This window comes from Methylobacterium brachiatum (assembly GCF_900113845.1).
Lineage (GTDB): Bacteria > Pseudomonadota > Alphaproteobacteria > Rhizobiales > Beijerinckiaceae > Methylobacterium > Methylobacterium brachiatum.
In genome coordinates this window covers 71,130-89,522 of sequence record NZ_FOQW01000005.1, presented here as the reverse complement: position 1 = coordinate 89,522, position 18,393 = coordinate 71,130, and the positions used below count along the sequence as shown (strand labels likewise).

The following is an 18,393-nucleotide window of genomic DNA, read 5'->3' as shown; positions in this document are numbered from 1 at the left end:
CGCGGCGACGGCGCATTGGCGCGGCCGCGGACCCCATGATACTGGCACTTGCCAACCCGATCCCGCTGCGCACCCCCTCACAGCGCGGCCGTCCGAGGAAAGTTGGCACATGGCCCGAGTAGATTCCGCAACGATCATCGAGGGCCTGACCTTCGACGACGTGCTCCTGCGGCCCGCCGCCTCCTCGGTGATGCCGACCGAGGTGAACGTCGCTTCGCGGCTCACCCGCACGATCCCCCTGAACCTGCCGATCCTCGCTTCCGCGATGGACACGGTCACCGAGGCGCCGATGGCCATCGCCATGGCGGCCAACGGCGGCATGGGCGTGATCCACCGCAACCTAGAGCCGCCGGAGCAGGCCGAGCAGGTCCGGCTCGTGAAGAAATACGAGTCCGGCATGGTGATGAACCCGATCACCATCCACCCGGACGAGACGCTGGCCGACGCCTTCGAGGTGATGAAGCTCAACCGGATCTCCGGCATTCCGGTGGTCGAGCGCGGCCCCAACGGCTCCCGGGGCAAGCTGGTCGGCATCCTCACCAACCGCGACGTGCGCTTCGCCACCAACTCCGCCCAGCCAGTGGCCGAGCTGATGACCCGGGACCGGCTGATCACTGTCCGCGAGGGCGTGACCCAGGACGAGGCCAAGCGCCTGCTGCACCAGTTCCGGATCGAGAAGCTGCTGGTGGTCGACGACCATTACCGCTGCATCGGCCTGATCACCGTCAAGGACATCGAGAAGCGCGTCACCTACCCGTTCGCGGTCAAGGACGAGCAGGGACGCCTGCGGGTCGCCGCCGCCACCACAACGGGTGACAGCGGCTTCGAGCGGGCCGAGCGCCTGATCGATGCCGGCTGCGACGTGATCGTGGTCGACACCGCCCACGGCCACTCGATCAAGGTGCTCGACGCCGTCGCCCGGGTGAAGCAGCTCTCCAACGCCGTCCAGGTGATCGCCGGCAACGTCGCGACTCGCGAGGGCGCCAAGGCCCTGATCGATGCCGGCGCGGACGCCATCAAGGTCGGCATCGGCCCGGGCTCGATCTGCACCACGCGCATCGTGGCCGGCGTCGGCGTGCCCCAGCTCACCGCCCTGATGGAGGCCGTGGAGGCGGCCGGCGAGGCCGACATCCCGGTCATCGCCGATGGCGGCATCAAGTATTCCGGCGACCTCGCCAAGGCGATCGCGGCCGGCGCCTCGGTGGCAATGCTCGGCTCGCTGCTGGCGGGCACCGACGAGGCCCCCGGCGAGGTGTTCCTGTACCAGGGCCGCTCGTACAAGTCGTACCGGGGCATGGGCTCGGTGGGCGCCATGGCCCGCGGCTCGGCCGACCGCTACTTCCAGGCCGAGGTCAACGACACCCACAAGCTCGTGCCCGAGGGCATCGAGGGCCAGGTTCCCTACAAGGGCCCGGTGGGCAACGTCCTGCACCAGCTCGCCGGCGGCCTGCGCGCCGCCATGGGCTATGTCGGCGGCGCGACCATCCCGGACTTCCAGGAGCGCGCGCAGTTCATCCGCATCACCAATGCCGGCCTGCGCGAGAGCCACGTCCACGACGTGACCATCACCCGCGAGAGCCCGAACTACCCGTCGCGGACCTGACAGGAGGTCTCATGACCGAACCGAGCTGGATATCGCTCGCACGGCACAGGCCCGTTTTCGATCTGCCGCGCGACGATCTCGGCGGCCGCGCGGACGCGGGCCTGCGTCATCGGCAGGAGGACGGCCTGAAGGAGACGAACGACCTTCAGGCCTCCGACGCCGTCGCTTTGGTCCGCACGATCAGGGCGAAAGCTCTTCGCCAGCCGCTGCCCGACAGTACACCGACGATCAGGGCCGACCGAGACGGACGATGATCGTCATCGATGCCTGCGTCGCCGTGAAGTGGTTCCTGCCGGAGCCGCAGAGCGATCTGGCGGAGGCGGTGCTGATGGAGGACGAGGTCCGAATCGCGCCCGAGCATGTTCTGGTCGAGGTCGGGAACACGCTCCTGGGCGCTCACCGAGCCAACGCGATCACGCTCGATCATGCGCGCGCGGCGATCTCGGCGTTGGAGAAGCTGATTCAGCTTCGCCCCATCCATGAGATCGCGGACGCTGCGTTGCAGATCGCCAGTGTCATCGGATGCACCCACTACGATGCGCTCTATGTCGCTGCCGCGGGCCGATGGGATGCCGCGCTCGTGACGGCGGACGCCAGACTGGTACGGCAACTACAGGCCGCGCCGTGGAACGGAGCTGTCCGCCTTCTCGGAGCTTGATCTGACGCCCGCGCTCCATCACGAAACCGAACGCCGATAAACATTTCCGCTCGGAGATTTGAGATGCGCACGCTGATCGTCGGAGCCGGGGCGACCGGCGGCTATTACGGGGCGCGGCTCGCGGAATCGGGGGCCGACGTGACCTTCCTGGTCCGGCCGGCCCGGGCCGAGAAGCTGGCGGCGAACGGGCTGGTGCTGCGCTCGCCGCTCGGCGACCTGCATCTGGCCGCCCCGCCCACCGTCACGGCCGATACCTTGGCACAGGCCGGGGCATTCGACCTCGTGCTGCTGTCGTGCAAGGCCTACGACCTCGACAGCGCCATCGCCGACCTGGCGCCCGCGGTGGGGCCGCAGACCGCGATCCTGCCCTTGCTCAACGGGATGTCCCATCTCGACGCCCTCGATGCCAAGTTCGGTCCGGCGCGGGTGCTCGGCGGCTCCTGCGCCATCGCGGCGACCCTCGCGCCGGACGGGGCGATCCGGCACATGAGCGAGCTGTGCAGCATCACCTACGGCGAGCGGGACGGATCGCGCTCGGCTCGGATCGAGGCGATCGACGACCTGATGCGCGGCCTGAAGTTCCAGGCCCGCCTCAGCGACGTGATCCTTCAGGAGATGTGGGAGAAGTGGGTGTTCCTCGCCACGCTGGCGGGGGCGACCACCCTGATGCGCGCCGCCGTCGGCGACATCGTGGCGGCGCCCGGCGGCGCGGCCTTCGTCGCCGCCTTGCACACCGAATGCACGGCGGTCGCGGCGGCGAGCGGCTTCGCGCCGCGCGGCGTGGTCGCCGAGCGGGCGCGGGCGCAGCTCACGGCCGCGGGCTCGACCTTCACCGCCTCGATGCTGCGTGACATCGAGAATGGCGGCCGGATCGAGGCCGACCACGTCATCGGCGACCTGATCGACCGCGGGCGGCGGCTCGCGCCGGAGGCGGCCTTCCCGATGCTCGAGCAGGTCTATGCCGGGCTCAAGGCCTACGAGGCCCGGCGGGCGCGGGAAGCGGCCTGAGGGGGCGGCGGAGCCGCCTCGAAGGAGCCCTCCGGGGATCGCACGGCTGGCTGGAGGCCTCCTTCGAGGCCTCCGCTGCGCTCCGGTGCCTCAGGCTGAGCGCACCGGGCGGATCAGCCTGAGGTCGACGTCCGATCTCAGTAGCGGCCGGGCGGCGGCGGGGGCGGGTTGCCGTATTCGAGCTGCGTCTTGGCATCCACCGGCCGGCGCGGCGGCGGGGTGAGGTCGGGGGCGGCGGCCGGGGCGCTCGCACAGGCGGCGAGGCTGGCGGCGACGAGGCCGGCAAGGATGCCGGAAAGCGTGACGCGAACGACAGAAGACATGAGCTGAGGCACTCCCGGCCATGCCCCCGGGGCGGAACGCACTGGCCCGCAGCGGGAGGATGCCATACGACACGGGCGAGCCCCGCGCCGCGGGACCGCCCACGATCCGGTCTGAACCGGGATCGTGCTGGAAGCTCGGCCGTACCGTGGCGGCATCGTGGGCCAAGCGTGGCCGTTTCGCGTCGGCCTCGACGCAGTCAAAAGGATCCGGACCCTGACCCCCGCCGCCCGTTGCTCCGCCGCCATCGAAGTCCTGACCGATATCGCGGAGCGCCGCCGCCCGGCCGCCGACGCGCTGAAGGATTGGGGCCTGGCGCACCGCTTCGCCGGGTCCGGCGACCGGGCCGGGATCGCCAGCCTGGTCTACGACGCCCTGCGCCGTCGGGCCTCCGCCGCCTGGATCATGGGTTCGGACGCGCCCCGCGCCGTGCTGATCGGCTCCCTGCGGCTGCAGCAGGGCCTCGCCGCGGCGTCCGTGGCGGCCCTGTTCTCCGGCGAGCGCTTCGCCCCGGCGCCGTTGAGCGACGACGAGCGCGCCCGCCTCGAATCCGGCACCCTGGAAGAGGCCCCGCCCGAGGTCGCGGGCGACGCCCCGGCCTTCGTCCTGCCCCAGCTGACGGCCGCGCTCGGCGACGACCTCATCCCCGAATTGAAGGCGCTGGCCCGGCGCGCGCCCCTCGACATCCGCGTCAACGCCCTGCGCGGCGGCCGCGACGACCTGATGCCGGCGCTGGAGGCTCACGGGGCCGCCCCGACCCCGCATGCCCCGATGGGCGTGCGGATCCCGATCGGCGCCGACGGCCGCGGCCCGGCGCTTCATGTCGAGGCCGAGTTCCTCGACGGCTGGTACGAGATCCAGGACGAGGGCTCGCAGCTCGCAGCCTTGCTTGCGGATCCGCAGGCCGGAGAGACGATCGTCGACCTCTGCGCCGGCGGCGGCGGCAAGACCCTGGCGCTGGCCTCCCAGACCCGCAACAGCGCGCGCCTGATCGCCACCGACGGCGATCCGCGCCGGCTCGCGCCGATCCACGACCGCCTGCGCCGGTCCGGTGCCGCGGCCGAGGTGCGCACCCCGCGCAGCGGCAAGGCTCGGGCCGATGTGCTCGAGGATCTCGACGGCACGATCGACCGGGTGCTGGTCGACGCGCCCTGCACCGGCTCGGGGACCTGGCGGCGCAACCCGGATGCCAAGTGGCGGCTGCGCCCCGGCAGCCTGGCTCTGCGCGTCGCCGAGCAGAGCCAGGTGCTCGACCGGGCGGCCAAGCTGGTCCGGCCCGGCGGCCGGATCGTCTACGTCACCTGCTCGCTCCTGCCCGCGGAGAACGATGCCGCCGTGGCCGGCCTGCTGTCGCGCTGGCGCGGGCGCTTCGACGCCGTGCCGGCCGAGACGGTGCTGGCGGCGGGACCGCCGGGCCTCGCCTCGGCCGTCCGGCAGACCGCGCACGGCCTGCAGATGACGCCGCTGCGCACCGGGACCGACGGGTTCTACGTCTCCGTGATCACCCGGCGCAGCTGAGAGCGCGCCGCTCCGGAACCGCCCCCGCGCCCTGCGACGTTGGGCGAGGGATGTTTCAGGAGAGCACCATGCCCGAGCCCGTCCGTACCCCGCCCCGGGCCCGGTCCTGAGCGCCGCCCGGGACCGGTTCATGCATCTCGACCGCCGCCTGGTGCTCGCCGGCCTGAGCACGATTCTCGGCCTGCGCACCGCCAAGTCCGAAGAAAAACCGCCGGAGCCGGCGCCGCACGAGGCGATCCGCGCCCTGCCGCGCTCGCTGCCGGGAGCCGATCTCCAGGTCATCGACCTGTGGCCCGGCGAGCCGCCGGGGGGCGGCAGCGGACCCGATTCGGATGGCTACCGCTACGTCGAGGGCGTCTCGGGCGACGTCACCCGCGTCCAGAAACCCTGCCTGCTGGCGATGCGGCCGGCCAATCCCAACGGCGCGGCGATCATCGTGGCGGCCGGGGGCGGCTACCAGTTCATCGCGCTGGGCAACGAAGGCGTGCCGGTCGGGCGCGTCCTGAACGCGGCCGGCATCACGGTCTTCCTGCTGGTCTACCGCCTGCCCGCGGAGGGTTGGGGCGCGGGCCCCGACGCGCCGCGGCAGGACGCGCAGCGGGCCCTGCGGCTGGTGCGGGCGCGGGGCGCGGAATACGGCGTCGATCCGGCCCGGGTCGGCGTGCTCGGCTTCTCCGCGGGCGGGCACCTGATGGGCGAGACCGCGGTGGGCACCGCCAACGACCTCTACGCGCCGGTGGACGAGGCCGACGCGCAGCCGGTGCGACCGGTGCTGGCCGGGCTGATCTACCCGGTCATCACCATGCGCAAGCCATTCGACCGCACCGCGACGCGCCGGATCCTGGTGGGCGACGAGGTCACCCCGTTCGAGATGAAGACTTATTCGGTGGACCTCCAGGTCGGCCCGGAGACGCCCCCGACCTTCCTGGTCCAGGCGATCGACGATCCGGTGGCGGTGGCCGACCATCCGTTGCTGATGTTCACGGCGCTCCGCAAGGCGCGGGTGCCGGCGGAGCTGCACCTGTTCGAGCGCGGCGGCCACGGATTCGGGTTGGGCGCGCCTGGCACCCCCGCCGCCGCCTGGCCGGGCCTCTTCCTGGCCTGGATCCGGCTGCACGGTTTCCTGAACCGGTGACCTGAGGATCACTCCTCGCGCAGACGATGGAGCTTTGCCACCTTCGGGCGGCTGGTGCGGAACTGGCCGCGTTCCACCGCCACGAACACCACGACGGCGATGGCGATGTTGCTGAGCCACCAGATCGCCGTCAGCCCGACCCCGAGGCAGGCCACCGTGAAGGCGGCGGCGAAGCAGCCCATCGCCCCCGGGATCAGCGCCGGGATGTCCCGGCCGCCCCGGCGGATCGAGGCGTAGAGCGCGAAGGCGGCGGCCAGCGCGCCGACGATGCCGAGCTCGTACCAGAACTCGAACAGAGCCGTGGTCGGCGCGTTCACCGGCAGCAGCCCGACGAGGCGCCCGCGCAGGGCCGTCTCGAAACCGTGGCCAGTGATGAGCCGCACCGGATCGGTGGTCACGACCTTCTGCCAGCTCTTGAGCGACAGGACCGCGGGCGAGAGCGGCCCGAGCAGGGCGGCGCCGATCGGGCGGGCCAGGAACGGCAGCAGCGGCGCGACGGCCAGCAGCGCGGCCGAGATCGTCGCGGTGAGCATCACGCCGAGCTTCGGACGGTAGCTCGTCACCGCGAAGGCCAGCGTGCCGACCGCCAGGGCGGCGATCTGCGTGACGTCGGGCTGGACCGTCAGCGCCAGGGCGACCAGCAGGGCGAGGCCGAGCGCCTCGCGGTCGCGCCGCCGGGACCGGAGCCAGGCCAGAGCCGGCCAGACCAGCAGGATCAGCAGGATCAGGCCGCGGTCGAGGGCGCCGTCATCGTCGATCCCGGGGGGCGCCAGGTGGGCGCCGAACAGCCCGAGCACGATCGCCACGATCGAGCCCGCGACCACCCCCAGCGGCAGCAGATAGAGGTTGGCCGAGCGCATCCGGTCGGGCAGGGCGAAATAGCCGAGCAGGGCCAGCCCGATCGTGGCCGCGAGATTCGCCAGGCGTTCCACCGCCGGCCCGAGGAACGGCGTCCAGGTCAGGGACAGGACCGACCAGAGCACCACCAGCATGCCGGCGAGGAAGGCCGGCGCGGTGAGCAGCCGGGTGACGGCAGGGCGCACCGGGCGCTGGCGCCGGTCGATCGCGCTGGCGATGATCAGCAGCACCACGGCGATCGGCGCCAGGATCACGGTCGCGCGCCGGGCGACCTGGGCCAGCACCGGCAGGATCACGAACAGTCCGAAGAAGCCGATGCGCCGCAGCAGGGCGGCGGCGTCGAGCGCCGGATTGATCGTGGTGGGGTTCGACGCGCGGGGCATCTTGCGCCTTCTGCCGGACCGAGGCGGCCGGATCACGCTCGATACGCAAGCTCCGCGCAAGCCGCTGTAGACCCTGAGCAACACTCCCGGGTCCGCGCGCGCCGAGCCGGCGGCGGTTCAGGCCGTCCGGGTCGTCGTGCGCGGGCGCCGGCGCACTAGCCGCAGGCCGAGATCCGACAGGACGCGCGCCCCGCCCCAGGCGGTCAGGAACCCGATCAGGCCGGCGGCGAGGCCGTCGGCATTGGTCGGCACAGCGGGGCTGAAGTCCCGGTAGGCGGCCTGCGCCACCGGCACGTCGGGATCGCGCAGCATCGCCACCACCTTGCCGAGCGGGCTCGTGGCCGAGGTCAGGGCATGCTGCTGGGCGCTCAGCCGGGCGAGCCGGGCGATGTCGGCCTGGGCGGCCTCGCCCCGTCGGGCGACGAGCTGGTCGGGATTGGTGCGCAGCCGGTCGACCGCGCCCTCGCGGGTCGTGCCGGAAGCCTGCGCGTCCGATTCGAGCACCGCTACCTGCCGGCGCAGCTCGTCGACCGCGCCGCCGAGCCGCTGGGCGTATTGTTGCGCGAATTCAGGGGCCTGGGCGGCAACGACGCCGCCGAGCAGGCCGAGGGCGAGGCCGAAAGTGCGGAACACGCGGAACACGTCAGACCCTCCGGTTCGAGACGGGGCGCAGCCCGAACGATGGGCTGCGGCCAAAGACCAAGACGATCAGGCCGGCAGGGTCAGCAGGCCGGCCTGGCCGTCGGCGCAGCCGAACAGCATGCGGTTGCCGCGGGCGTCCCAGGCGAGGGCCGTGATCCCGCTGCCCTGCACCGCCCGCCGCACCAGCAGCTCGGAGGCGTCGGTGAAGCGCACCAGCAGGATGCACCCATCCTCGTAGCCCACCGCCAGCACGGGCGCCTTCGGGTGGAACGCCACCCGCGACACCCGGGCCGGCCGGACGCCGCATTCCCGCGGCGCCTTGCCGGTGGGGCCCTCCTTGGAATCGAACGGCCAGACGATCGCCGCCTCGGCACCGCCGGTGGCGAGCCAATTGCCGTCCGATGACCACGACACCGACCGGACCTTGCCGGGATAGCCCGACATCCGCATGTGGCCGCGATCCGGCTGCAGGCGCCAGCCGTGCAGGGCATTCTCCTGCATGGTCGAGACGACGAAGCGACCGTCCGGCGACCAGGTGACGTCGATATGCGAGCCCTTCCAGCTGACCACCTCGGCGGGGGTCTCGAGATTCGGGTACCAGAGGCTCACGCCGTTGTAGTGGGCGACGCCGAGCCGGTAGCCCTTCGGAGCGAAGACCAGGCCGCGGGCCGTGGACGGGGCCGTGAAGCTCTTCTCCCGGCCCTTGGCGTCCCGGGCGACGACCGCGCGACCCGCGGACCAGGCGACGGATCCGTCCGGGTGCAGCGCCAGCGCGTCGATCCAGGCGCCCCCCTTGGCGGCACCGAGTTCCTGCGTCGCGCCATCGGCCCGGATCTCGACCACGCGGCCGTCGTCGCCGCCGGTAACCAGGCGGTCCGGGCTTCCGGCCGCCACCAGGATCCCGCTGTCGGGATGGGCCGCGATGCGCGCGAGGCTATCGCCCCGCATCAGGGCGACGGTGCCGTCGCCGAGCGCCAGGGCCGGAGCCTCCTTCAGGAAATGCGCCGCGACCACGTGGGCGCCCCCCTCCAGCGGGGCGACGTGGTCGGTGAGGGACGGATGGCTGACGGAACTGCTCATGGAGACTCGACCTTCGGGGCCCGCGCGCCGGCGCGCAGGACCAGGAACGCGGTGATGAGCGCGAGCACCCCGGAAACCGCTGCCGGCGCGATCAGGGCGTAGAGGGCAAACGCGTCGTAGGCCAGGGCCCCCAGCAGGGCCCCCAGCAACAGGGACAACCAGACCAGCCCGTCGCCGATCCAACCGAGCGGGTCGCCCGTGCGGGTCAGCGCCTTGGCGATCTTCTGGCCGAGGCTGAACAGGGCACCGGTGACGAAGGTGGTGCCGGCGCGAAACCCCTGCACCTGCGCCAGCACGGCGTTCTGCGCCCCCATGGCGACGGCCACGAAGAACGCGGCGAGCCCCAGCTCGGGCGTGGCCAGGCCGAGCGCCAGGCCGCCGAGGATCAGCAGCGATTCGTAGGCCAGCACCACCGGGGTGCTCCAGCGCGTCGGCACCAGGATCGCGAGCCCGCTGCCCAGGACCGAGCCGGTCAGGAAGGCCGCGATCAGGATCGCCGGCAGCAGCATCTTGTGCAGGTTCGCCTCGGCGCCGAAGACCGCGAGCTGCGTGGTGTTGCCGCTCATGAACGAGGTGTAGAGCCCGCCGAGCCGCACGAAGCCCAGCGCATCGACGTATCCGGCGAGGCCCGTGAGGAGCAGGCCGGTGCCCAGCTGCCAGGACCGGTTCACGGATCCGCCCTCCCGATGCATCCCGGTAACGCACCGTTAACCATTTCGGAGCCTCCGTTCACCTGCGCCGGGGCGGGGTTAACGGGCCGTGCACCAAGTCCGAGCAATTCGATGCAATCACGGCGAACGCCGGGGCGCAGGGGCCCGTTGCTCCTTCGATCCGGCACGGGGCTACCGCGCCCCCGCCGGGTGAGTGGGAGTTGCGTCATGATGCCGTTCGCCGCCGCCTTCGCCTGCCCGTCCATGCCCGCCCTGGACCCGGCCGCCGCGACCATCCTCGTGGTCGAGGACGAGCCGACCGTCTGCGAGCTGGCCGCCGAGGCGCTTCTCGAAGAGGGTTATCGGGTGCTCACCGCCGCGGATGCCTGGGAGGCCGAGGCGATCCTGGCACGGGAGAGCGTCGACATGCTCTTCACCGATATCGACCTCGCCCGCAACACGAACGGCCTGGCGCTGGCGCGCCGCGCCCGCAGCGTCTGCCCGGACCTGCCCGTAATCTACACGTCCGGCGGCCGTGCCTGCCTGTCGGCCGCCGACGCCGTCTCCGAATCGGTGTTCGTCCCGAAGCCGTACCGGCCCAGCCAGCTCGTCGCGCTCACGAACGACATCCTGCGCACCGCGCACCACCACCACGCCTGAACCCCACCCCCAAGGATTCCCGCCATGCGGCGCCCCCTCATCGCCACCGGTCTCGCCCTCGCCCTCACGGCCGCCGCCCTGCCGGCCCGGGCCGCGTGCGACGTGAAGGGCGCCCAGATCGAGGAGGGGATCGCCGCCAAGAAGGAACTGCAGGCGGACGCCAACGCCCAGACGGTGCGCGACCTGCGCACGCTGCGCGACGCGGCGATCGTGCTGGAGACCTACAAATTCCCGGGCGAGTGCGAGGTGCTGCTCGGCATCGCGAAGTCGCTCCTGGCCAACCCCGACAAGACGATCGTGCAGGGCGGCGACACCGACGAGGACGAGGCCGAGAGCCTGGTCGAAGCCCGCAAGCCCAAGGCCAAGGCACCGGTGGACGAGAAGACACCGGCCGCCAAAGCGCCGGCAGCGAAGCCGGATTGAGCGGGGGCAAGCCCGCGCACCGACGATCGACGTTTGTCCCGACACCCCACCTCAGGATGAGGAAGCGGCTCGGGTTTCGGGGGGCAGGCGTCGCGGACTGAGTTCGTCACTCCGCGACCATCAAGCGCCGGAAAGCGCCTCTACTTCTCTTCCCCGGCGCTCGCTCCGAGCTTGGCCCGGGCCAGCGCCCGGCCGAGCTTGGCGGCGATCTGGGCGCGCAGGATGTCGGCCATCTCGATATCGACCAGCCGCCAGCTCAGGCCGCGCAGCCGCAGCCGGATCCGGGTACGCTCCGCCCGGGGGGCCTCGGGCGGGATCGGGATCACCACGGCCCGGAAGCCGCGCATCTCTAACGACGTGTAGTAGGGCAGGAGCCGGCCGGCGCTGCCGATCGCCAGGCCCTCCGGCTTGAGGTCGGCGGGGCGCTCGATGTCGAGCTTGTCCGGCCAGCCGTTGTCGAGCAGGTCCATCACCGTCTCGGGCGTGACCAGGGTCTCGGCCAGCGCCAGGGCGAGACCGTAGGCGACGTCGTTGAGGCGCTGCCGGTCGCGGGGCTCGAGATCCAGGTCGGTGTCGGAGGCGGCCCGCACCGCCCCGGTGATCTGGCGGACCAGGGACAGACGCAGCGTCCGGAAGTTCACGTGGCTCTCGATATAGGCCACGTCGTGCCGGCGCACGGCCTGCGCGAGATCGTAGAGCGACCAGAGCGGGCTCACCGTGAAGGCGAGCCACGCCAGAGCGAGTGCGAGCGGGATCGCGAGCCAGCGCACCACCGTTACGATCCCGTCCGCGGCGTCACGGCCGGCTCGTCCCGGTCTCGGCCGCCCAGCCCGCGAGGCCGGCGAACGCCTCGACCACGCGCTCGTAGACCGGGCGCTTGAACGGCACGATCAGGTCCGGCAACTCGGAGAACCGCGCCCAGCGCCAGGCATCGAACTCGGCCTTGTGGGCGCCGCCGCCGGGGCTCAGCACGTCGATCAGGTCCTCGCTGCCGAGGAAGCCGTAGGCGAACCATTTCTGGGTCTGGCCGCGATAGCGTCCCTTCCAGGCCTGCTTCATCACGGCCGGGGGCAGGTCGTAGGCGAGCCAGTCCGGGATTTCGCCCAGCAGCCGCACCGCGTCCGGCGGCACGTTGGTCTCCTCGTAGAGCTCCCGGCGGGCGGCCATCTCGGGATCCTCACCGGGATCGATGCCACCCTGCGGCATCTGCCACATATACGGGCCGGCGACGTGCTCCGGGCCGGCATCCTTGGTCCGGCGCCCGACGAAGACGCCACCCGAAGGCGCGATCAGCGCGACGCCGACGCAGGGGCGGTAGGGCAACGCGGCGCCCGGATCAGAATCTGTGGTCATCGCCGGCGACCATAGGTCAGGCGCAAGTCGCGCGGCAACGCCGCCGGCCCGGAAAGCGCGCGGTCAATTGGCGACGCTGACCCGCTTCTCCGGCGCGCCGCGCAAGGCGACGCTCGCCGGCACGAGGCGGATGCCGCGGGTGTCGAGATCCTTTGCCCAGCGGGCGATCCGGTCGACGCTGAGCGCCGCGCCGCTGGCCGAGACCAGGGCGAAGCCGCTGGCCCGGGCCCGCGCCTCGGCCTGGGCGAGCGCGGCATCGATGGCGTCGGCGCGGGGCACAGCGTCGAGGACGAGCTCCGCCCGGGCCACCGGGGTGCGGCCCTTGTTGGCCGGCGCGGGCTTCGGGCCGGTGCCGTCGTCGAGGAAGCCGAGGCCGCGGGCGCCGATCTCGCGCAGGATCGGCTCGAAGGCCGGGTCGGCCATCATCTTGGCGCCCATGAAGTTCGCCACGCCGACATAGCCGGGGAAGCGGGCGAGCGACCAGGCGAGGCGGTCGGCATTCTCCAGGCCCTTCAGGGCGGTGAGCAGGGTCTGGGGGCCGGGATCGCTGTCGGGATAGTCGAACGGCTCCATGGGCAGCTGGAGGAAGACCTCGTGGCCGGCATCGCGGGCCCGGGCGGCCGAGCGCTCGGCCTCGGCGCCGTAGGGCAGGAAGGCGAGGCTGACGGCGGCGGGCAGGCGCACGGTCGCGCCGGCGGTGGCGGCCTGCCCGACCCCAAGGCCGGTCACCAGGACGGCGATCCGCGGGCCGGTGCCGGGCTCCTCCGCCCGGGCATAGACGTCGAGGGCGCGGACCCGGCCCTCGCCGAGCTTCGGCATGATGCCGTGGCGGCCCTGCTCGCTGATCCGCGGGTCGGGCGCCGCGGCGAGCCGGGGGGCGTTGGCCGGCGGCACGCGGATCACCACGGCCTCGCTCGGACCCGAGCCCGGGGGACGCACCACGGTCACGCCCGAGGCAGTCTCGATCTCCTCGGCGCTGCGCTGCTGCGAGCCGCCGGCATTGACCACCACCGGGCCCGAGGGCTCCGGGACGGCCGCGACCGGCGCCGGGGCAGGGCGCGCCAGCGGCTCGCGCAGGGTGATCGCGACCTCGACCCGCGGCTCGCCGCCCTGGGGATCGCCCAGAGCCAGGACCAGCCCGCAGGCCGCGAGCAGCCCGCCGGCGATCGCACCCGCCGCGACCTTCGGCCGGCGCAGGGGCGCGACGAGGCGCGCGAACCGGCCCAGGGGCCGCTCCGGCGCTCGCGCCTCCGGCACCCCGAGGGGGCGCGTGAGGATATCGTCGGTGGGTTCGGTCAAGCGGCACTCGATGCGGATGCGCGTCCCACGCCCGATAGCAGCAGCGCGAATCCCGGCGATCATTGCCGGCCGGTATGGTTAATCTTCCACTAACGCTGCGATCGGCCACGAAAAACCCCGCCCGGCCCAGGGGCCGGACGGGGTCGTGTCGGGATTTCGCTCAGGCAGAAGAGATCAGTTCGGCACGCTCGGCTTCGCCGGCGCCTGGGTGCCGTTGGCGGCGCCCTTCTGGATGCCGTGCAGGAAGTCGATCGCCGAGAGGAGCTGCTTGTCCTTGGCCGGATCCGGCGGGATGTAGGCGGAGGAGCCGCCGCGCTCGTCGGTATCCTTCTGCTTCAGGTGGCCCTTCAGCCCGGCCTCGCCCTTGGTCTCGTCCTTGCCCTTCAGCTCGTCGGGGACGTCCTGCAGCACCTCGACGTCGGGCTCGATGCCCTTGGCCTGGATCGAGCGGCCGGACGGCGTGTAATAGCGCGCCGTGGTGAGACGCAGGGCGCCGGAGCCGCCGAGCGGGATGATCGACTGCACGGAGCCCTTGCCGAAGGAGCGGGTGCCCATGATGGTCGCGCGCTTGTGGTCCTGCAGGGCGCCGGCAACGATCTCGGAGGCCGAGGCCGAGCCGCCGTTGACCAGCACAACCACCGGCTTGCCCTTGGTCAGGTCGCCGGCCTTGGCCGAGAACCGCTGGGTCTCGTCGGGGTTGCGGCCGCGGGTCGAGACGATCTCGCCGCGGTCGAGGAAGCCGTCGGAGACCATCACGGCCTGGTCGAGCAGGCCGCCCGGGTTGTTGCGCAGGTCGACCACGTAGCCCTTGAGCTTGTCGGCGCCGATCTCGCTCGAGAGCTTCTCGATCGCCGCCCGCATGCCGTCGAAGGTCTGCTCGTTGAACTGGGTCAGGCGGATATAGGCGACATCGCCGCCCTCCACCTTCGAGCGCACCGGCTTGATCTTGATCACGTCGCGGGTGAGCGTGACGTCGATCGGGTCCTTCGACTCCTTGCGGGAGATCTTGAGCTTCACGCTCGAATTCACCGGGCCGCGCATCTTGTCGACCGCCTGGTTCAGGGTCAGGCCCTGCACCTGGTCGTCGTCGATCTGGGTGATGATGTCGTTGGCCAGCAGGCCCGCCTTGGCGGCCGGGGTGTCGTCGATCGGCGTGACGACCTTGATCAGGCCGTCTTCCATGGTGACCTCGATGCCCAGCCCGCCGAACTCGCCGCGGGTGGTGGTCTGCATGTCACGGAACGCCTTGGCGTCCATGTAGCTCGAATGCGGATCGAGCGAGGTCAGCATGCCGTTGACGGCGGCCTCGATCATCTTCGACTCGTCGGGCTTCTCGACGTAGTCGGTGCGGACCTTCTCGAAGACGTCGCCGAACAGGCTGAGCTGGCGATAGGTCTCGGCCGAGGCGGCCACCGCCCGCGGTCCCGACAGGAAGTCGGTCTGGGTCGCCACCATGGAGGTGCCGGCACCCAGGAAGGCGCCGAGCATGATCAGGGATGTCTTGCGCATCAGCCGCGAACCTTCTCGCCAAGTATCTTATCACTGGGGCTCTTCGCCCACCACGGCTCCGGATCGACGGACCCGCCATCCTTCTTGAACTCGACGTAGAGGGTCGGCTCACCGTCGGACCCGGGCGAGCCCGCGCTACCCTCGCCCATGCTGCCCACGGGTTCCCCCGCGAGTACGAACTGGCCGACCTCTACGCTAATCTGATCCATCCCCGCCAGCAGAAGATAGTAGCCATCGCCTGCGTCGATGATCAAGAGACGCCCATAGGACCGGAACGGCCCGGCGAATTTGACCCAGCCATCCGCCGGCGAGGAGACCAGCGCCTTCGGCCGGGTCGTGAAGGACACGCCGCGCGTGATCCCGCCATTGCCGTCGGGCTGATTGAACCCCCGCATCAGCCGTCCGCTGACCGGCCGCGGCACTTCGCCCCGCGCCTCGGCGAAATGCACCTTCGGGGCCAGCCGCGCCGGGTCGCGGAAGCCCGCCGCGGCGAAACGCTCCTGCGTCACCCGGGCCTCGCGCTCGGCTGCCGCCTTGGCCTCCTCGGCCGAGCGCTTGGACGCGGCGACCTCGGCCTCGGTGCGGTCGAGCAGGTCCTTCAGCGATTTCGCCTGGGCGCCGAGCTCGGCCGCGCGTCGGCGCTCCGCGGTCAGGCCGCTCTCAACCTCCGCCTGCCGGGCCCGCCGGGCGGTCACGAGGGCCTGGAGCCGCTGCTGCTCGCGGGCCCAGCCGGCGAGGTCGTTGGCCAGCCCCTCCTTGTCCTGGGCGATCAGGCCGCGCAGGCGGATCATCTCGGCGAGGTCCGCGGCCAGGGTGTCGACCTCGCCGCGCAGCTCCGGCACCACGGCGCCGAGCAGCATCGAAGTGCGGATCACCGCGAGCACGTCCTCCGGGCTCACCAGCACGGCCGGGGGCGGCCGCCGGCCCATCCGCTGCAAAGCCGCCAGGATCTCGGCGACGATGCCGCGGCGGGCATGCAGCGAGCGCCGGATCGCGGCCTCGCTCTCGGTCATCGCCTTGAGCCGCTCTTCCAGGCGGCTCAACCGGTCTTCGGTGGCCTGGGCCTGGCGCCCCGCATCGATGAGGGCGCTGTCGAGCTTGGCCCGGTCCGAGCCGATGGCGGCGATCTCGGCCTCGAACTGCGCGCGCTGGCCGGCGCTGGCGGCGAGCGCGTCTTGGACCCGCTTCAGGTTTTCGGCCCGCCGCTCGCGCTCCTCGGTGGCGCGCTGGATTTTTTCCGCGTCGGCATTGGGAGCCGGGTCCTCGGCCCGCGACGGTCCGCCCGAGCAGGCCAGGGCGATCAGAACGAGAGCGCGGAAGGCCGATCGCTGGATCGAGACGCCACGGGCTGCACCATCACACTGCACGGTGTCTCAGCCCGGCTCGCCGCGGTGATACGGATGGCCGGCCAGGATGGTCAGGCTGCGATAGATCTGTTCCAGGGCGAGCACGCGCACGAGTCCATGGGGCAGGGTGGCGGCCCCGAACGACAGGATCAGCTCCGCCTTCGTCCGAATTGAGGCATCGAGGCCGTCCGGCCCTCCGATCGCGACCATCAGCGCCGGCCGACCGGCATCGCGCCAGCCGGCGATCCGCTCGGCGAGGGCTTCGCTGGCGATATCCGACCGCCCCCGCTCGTCATAGGCGACCAGCACCCCGCCGGGCGGCAGATGCGTCAGCAGGGCAGACGCCTCCTCGGCGCAGCGGTCCGGCGCCCGGCGGGCTCGGGATTCGACGATCTCGACGCTGTCGCAGGCGGGAAAGCCGAGCCCGCGGCCGAGTTGCGCGGCGCGGTCGCGGTATCGTGACGCCAACTCACGCTCCGGGCCGGCCTTCAACCGACCGATGGCTGCCAGGACGAGGCGCACGGGGCAGGGGATCTCTCGCTGTTTCGGGACGGGTTCGATGAGGCTTGCCCCAACCCTGACCCTCATCCTGAGATGTGAGCGAAGCGAGCCGCGAAGGAGCCCTCCCGCCGGCCGCGCGACTCCTGGAGGTCTCCTTCAAGGCCTCCGCTGCGCCGCGGCACCTCAGGATGAGGGGGTGGGACAGATGTTGCCACGCCGTCATTGCGAGCGCAGCGAAGCAAACCAGGGCAGCGCGCGATCTCTCGACGTCGCGCCCCTGCCGGATTGCCTCGCTGCACTCGCAATGACGGTGTAGGTCGGGCGACCGCTAATCCGCCGCCAGGCCGACCGGGCGATCCGCGCCCCACATCTTCTCGAGATTGTAGAATCCGCGCACTTCCGGGCGGAAGATGTGGACGAGCACGTCGCCGGCATCGATCAGCACCCAGTCGCAGGCCGGCATGCCTTCCACCCGGGCATTGCCGTAGCCGCGATTCTTCATCTCCTGGATGAACTTGTCGGCGATCGAGCCGACATGGCGCTGCGACCGACCGGAGGCGATGATCATCGTGTCGGCGAGGGAGGTCTTGCCCGCGAGGTCGATCGCGATCGTCTCCTCGGCCTTCATCTCGTCGAGGCACGAGAGGGCGAGCGCCTTCAGGTCGTCCGAGCGCGCCATTCCGGGCTCTTCCGGAACGGGGGCATGTGTGCGGATGGTCTCCGTGCGAATGGTCTCGGGCAGCGTCCTGATTCCTCGTGATGTCGCGCCGCCCTCTCAGGGTTCGCGAACCGGTATGAAATTGGCTGTATCGTGCGACGATTGCAACTGCGTCGCATTCGAGCCCTCAGCGTCCCCGTTTCCCGTTGCGGATCTGGGTCGAGGACAGGGGCGACCGCGGTCCGTGGAGGAACACCCAGGCCGGGGGTGGGCGCGTCGGCAAAGTATGGGCCGCCGCCTCGGGGATCCGGGCCCCGGCCAGCCTGTGGGCGGCCCGGGCGCTGAGCGGCGTCATGGTGAATCCCGGCCTGTCGATGATCGCGATCGGCACGAGCCGGGCGATCTCGGCGAATCCCTTCCAGCGGTGGAAATTGCCGAGCGAATCCGCCCCCATGATCCAGACGAACTGCACGCCGGGGCAGCGGCGGGTCAGGTAGCGCAGGGTCTGGACCGTGAAGCGCACACCCAGCGCCGCCTCGATGCCGGTCACCGCGATGCGCGGATGGCGGGCGATCTCCCGGGCCTGGGCGCAGCGCGCCTCCACGGAGGGCAGGGCGATCCGGCTCTTGAGCGGGTTGCCGGGGCTCACCAGCCACCACACCCGGTCGAGCCCGAGCCGGCGCAGAGCCGTCACGGTGACGTGGCGGTGGCCGCGATGGGCTGGGTTGAAGGATCCGCCGTAGAGGCCGATCCGCATGCCGGGCGCGCTCGGCGGCAGGATCAGCCGC

21 protein-coding genes are annotated in these 18,393 nt (G+C 71.8%); 8 read left to right on the top strand and 13 right to left on the bottom strand.

The features are described from left to right. The first annotated feature begins 109 nt into the window (after nt 1–109). The 4 genes from guaB to panE all read left to right on the top strand — a co-directional run bounded on the left by guaB (nt 110) and on the right by panE (nt 3,269). Nucleotides 110–1,603: an IMP dehydrogenase gene (guaB, locus tag BMZ47_RS06620; protein ID WP_007568264.1), complete on the top strand. Its 1,494-nt coding sequence runs from the start codon at nt 110–112 to the stop codon at nt 1,601–1,603. 11 nt (nt 1,604–1,614) lie between these two features. Beyond that, nucleotides 1,615–1,857: a hypothetical protein gene (locus tag BMZ47_RS06615; RefSeq protein WP_091859962.1), complete on the top strand. Its 243-nt coding sequence runs from the start codon at nt 1,615–1,617 to the stop codon at nt 1,855–1,857. After that, the gene (locus BMZ47_RS06610) at nt 1,854–2,261 is read left to right on the top strand and encodes a type II toxin-antitoxin system VapC family toxin (RefSeq protein ID WP_007568259.1); all 408 of its coding nucleotides are present in this window, start codon (nt 1,854–1,856) and stop codon (nt 2,259–2,261) included. Before BMZ47_RS06615 ends, BMZ47_RS06610 begins: the two co-directional genes overlap by 4 nt. Before the next feature lie 63 nt (nt 2,262–2,324). Beyond that, a complete protein-coding gene (gene panE / locus BMZ47_RS06605; protein ID WP_091859960.1) occupies nt 2,325–3,269 on the top strand; it encodes a 2-dehydropantoate 2-reductase in 945 nt (314 codons plus the stop codon). A 137-nt stretch (nt 3,270–3,406) separates the two neighbouring features. Here the strand turns inward: panE and BMZ47_RS06600 are convergent, their stop codons facing one another. Then, nucleotides 3,407–3,592, bottom strand: coding sequence for a hypothetical protein (locus BMZ47_RS06600; RefSeq protein ID WP_007568255.1), 186 nt, complete (start codon nt 3,590–3,592; stop codon nt 3,407–3,409). Nucleotides 3,593–3,749: 157 nt separating this feature from the next. Between BMZ47_RS06600 and BMZ47_RS06595 the strand changes: the two genes are divergently transcribed. Together BMZ47_RS06595 and BMZ47_RS06590 are read left to right on the top strand one after the other, a co-directional pair. Continuing rightward, nucleotides 3,750–5,108, top strand: a complete 1,359-nt coding sequence (locus BMZ47_RS06595; RefSeq protein WP_244536759.1) for an RsmB/NOP family class I SAM-dependent RNA methyltransferase — start codon at nt 3,750–3,752, stop codon at nt 5,106–5,108. 130 nt (nt 5,109–5,238) lie between these two features. Continuing rightward, entirely contained in the window at nt 5,239–6,243 is a 1,005-nt protein-coding gene (locus BMZ47_RS06590; RefSeq protein WP_091859958.1) for an alpha/beta hydrolase, read from the top strand. Nucleotides 6,244–6,251: 8 nt separating this feature from the next. On the opposite strand, the gene BMZ47_RS06585 is transcribed toward BMZ47_RS06590, so the two are convergent. The 4 genes from BMZ47_RS06585 to BMZ47_RS06570 all read right to left on the bottom strand — a co-directional run bounded on the left by BMZ47_RS06585 (nt 6,252) and on the right by BMZ47_RS06570 (nt 9,877). Continuing rightward, nucleotides 6,252–7,484: a peptide ABC transporter permease gene (locus BMZ47_RS06585; protein WP_091859956.1), complete on the bottom strand. Its 1,233-nt coding sequence runs from the start codon at nt 7,482–7,484 to the stop codon at nt 6,252–6,254. Nucleotides 7,485–7,601: 117 nt separating this feature from the next. Then, nucleotides 7,602–8,126: a DUF2937 family protein gene (locus BMZ47_RS06580; protein WP_091859954.1), complete on the bottom strand. Its 525-nt coding sequence runs from the start codon at nt 8,124–8,126 to the stop codon at nt 7,602–7,604. Nucleotides 8,127–8,192: 66 nt separating this feature from the next. Then, on the bottom strand, nt 8,193–9,206 hold the full coding sequence (locus tag BMZ47_RS06575; protein WP_091859952.1) for a WD40 repeat domain-containing protein: 1,014 nt from the start codon (nt 9,204–9,206) through the stop codon (nt 8,193–8,195). Next, nucleotides 9,203–9,877 (bottom strand): YoaK family protein, encoded by a 675-nt coding sequence (locus BMZ47_RS06570; protein WP_091860522.1) that lies wholly within the window; start codon nt 9,875–9,877, stop codon nt 9,203–9,205. Before BMZ47_RS06570 ends, BMZ47_RS06575 begins: the two co-directional genes overlap by 4 nt. A gap of 207 nt (nt 9,878–10,084) precedes the next feature. On the opposite strand from BMZ47_RS06570, the gene BMZ47_RS06565 reads away from it, so the two are divergent. After that, on the top strand, nt 10,085–10,516 hold the full coding sequence (locus tag BMZ47_RS06565; protein ID WP_007568241.1) for a response regulator: 432 nt from the start codon (nt 10,085–10,087) through the stop codon (nt 10,514–10,516). 24 nt (nt 10,517–10,540) lie between these two features. Then, a complete protein-coding gene (locus tag BMZ47_RS06560; protein ID WP_091859950.1) occupies nt 10,541–10,939 on the top strand; it encodes a photosystem reaction center subunit H in 399 nt (132 codons plus the stop codon). A 140-nt stretch (nt 10,940–11,079) separates the two neighbouring features. Here the strand turns inward: BMZ47_RS06560 and BMZ47_RS06555 are convergent, their stop codons facing one another. The 8 genes from BMZ47_RS06555 to BMZ47_RS06520 form a co-directional block, all read right to left on the bottom strand. Further along, nucleotides 11,080–11,709, bottom strand: coding sequence for a DUF2939 domain-containing protein (locus tag BMZ47_RS06555; RefSeq protein ID WP_091860519.1), 630 nt, complete (start codon nt 11,707–11,709; stop codon nt 11,080–11,082). 25 nt (nt 11,710–11,734) lie between these two features. Further along, on the bottom strand, nt 11,735–12,292 hold the full coding sequence (locus BMZ47_RS06550) for an RNA pyrophosphohydrolase (protein WP_007568235.1): 558 nt from the start codon (nt 12,290–12,292) through the stop codon (nt 11,735–11,737). 63 nt (nt 12,293–12,355) lie between these two features. Then, nucleotides 12,356–13,591 carry a divergent polysaccharide deacetylase family protein gene (locus BMZ47_RS06545; protein WP_091859947.1) on the bottom strand — a complete coding sequence of 412 codons (1,236 nt, stop codon included), beginning with the start codon at nt 13,589–13,591 and terminating at the stop codon, nt 12,356–12,358. A 174-nt stretch (nt 13,592–13,765) separates the two neighbouring features. Next, the gene (locus BMZ47_RS06540) at nt 13,766–15,100 is read right to left on the bottom strand and encodes a S41 family peptidase (RefSeq protein WP_007568231.1); all 1,335 of its coding nucleotides are present in this window, start codon (nt 15,098–15,100) and stop codon (nt 13,766–13,768) included. After that, nucleotides 15,100–16,467, bottom strand: coding sequence for a murein hydrolase activator EnvC family protein (locus tag BMZ47_RS06535; protein ID WP_091859945.1), 1,368 nt, complete (start codon nt 16,465–16,467; stop codon nt 15,100–15,102). The genes BMZ47_RS06540 and BMZ47_RS06535 overlap by 1 nt, the downstream gene beginning before the upstream one ends. Nucleotides 16,468–16,473: 6 nt before the next feature. Then, nucleotides 16,474–16,968, bottom strand: a complete 495-nt coding sequence (gene rlmH / locus BMZ47_RS06530) for a 23S rRNA (pseudouridine(1915)-N(3))-methyltransferase RlmH (RefSeq protein ID WP_007568227.1) — start codon at nt 16,966–16,968, stop codon at nt 16,474–16,476. A gap of 307 nt (nt 16,969–17,275) precedes the next feature. Next, nucleotides 17,276–17,626, bottom strand: coding sequence for a ribosome silencing factor (gene rsfS, locus BMZ47_RS06525; RefSeq protein WP_007568224.1), 351 nt, complete (start codon nt 17,624–17,626; stop codon nt 17,276–17,278). A 166-nt stretch (nt 17,627–17,792) separates the two neighbouring features. Then, complete coding sequence (locus BMZ47_RS06520) at nt 17,793–18,362, bottom strand: nicotinate-nucleotide adenylyltransferase (protein WP_007568222.1); 570 nt, start codon at nt 18,360–18,362, stop codon at nt 17,793–17,795. Nucleotides 18,363–18,393: the final 31 nt, after the last annotated feature.

Coding starts and splice junctions, on each gene's coding strand:
- guaB (WP_007568264.1), top strand. CDS start 110: ATGGCCCGAGTAGATTCCGCAACGATCATCGAGGGCCTGACCTTCGAC.
- BMZ47_RS06600 (WP_007568255.1), bottom strand. CDS start 3,592: ATGTCTTCTGTCGTTCGCGTCACGCTTTCCGGCATCCTTGCCGGCCTC.
- BMZ47_RS06610 (WP_007568259.1), top strand. CDS start 1,854: ATGATCGTCATCGATGCCTGCGTCGCCGTGAAGTGGTTCCTGCCGGAG.
- BMZ47_RS06560 (WP_091859950.1), top strand. CDS start 10,541: ATGCGGCGCCCCCTCATCGCCACCGGTCTCGCCCTCGCCCTCACGGCC.
- BMZ47_RS06565 (WP_007568241.1), top strand. CDS start 10,085: ATGATGCCGTTCGCCGCCGCCTTCGCCTGCCCGTCCATGCCCGCCCTG.
- BMZ47_RS06520 (WP_007568222.1), bottom strand. CDS start 18,362: ATGCGGATCGGCCTCTACGGCGGATCCTTCAACCCAGCCCATCGCGGC.
- rsfS (WP_007568224.1), bottom strand. CDS start 17,626: ATGGCGCGCTCGGACGACCTGAAGGCGCTCGCCCTCTCGTGCCTCGAC.
- BMZ47_RS06575 (WP_091859952.1), bottom strand. CDS start 9,206: ATGAGCAGTTCCGTCAGCCATCCGTCCCTCACCGACCACGTCGCCCCG.
- panE (WP_091859960.1), top strand. CDS start 2,325: ATGCGCACGCTGATCGTCGGAGCCGGGGCGACCGGCGGCTATTACGGG.
- BMZ47_RS06615 (WP_091859962.1), top strand. CDS start 1,615: ATGACCGAACCGAGCTGGATATCGCTCGCACGGCACAGGCCCGTTTTC.
- BMZ47_RS06585 (WP_091859956.1), bottom strand. CDS start 7,484: ATGCCCCGCGCGTCGAACCCCACCACGATCAATCCGGCGCTCGACGCC.
- BMZ47_RS06540 (WP_007568231.1), bottom strand. CDS start 15,100: ATGCGCAAGACATCCCTGATCATGCTCGGCGCCTTCCTGGGTGCCGGC.
- BMZ47_RS06550 (WP_007568235.1), bottom strand. CDS start 12,292: ATGACCACAGATTCTGATCCGGGCGCCGCGTTGCCCTACCGCCCCTGC.
- BMZ47_RS06590 (WP_091859958.1), top strand. CDS start 5,239: ATGCATCTCGACCGCCGCCTGGTGCTCGCCGGCCTGAGCACGATTCTC.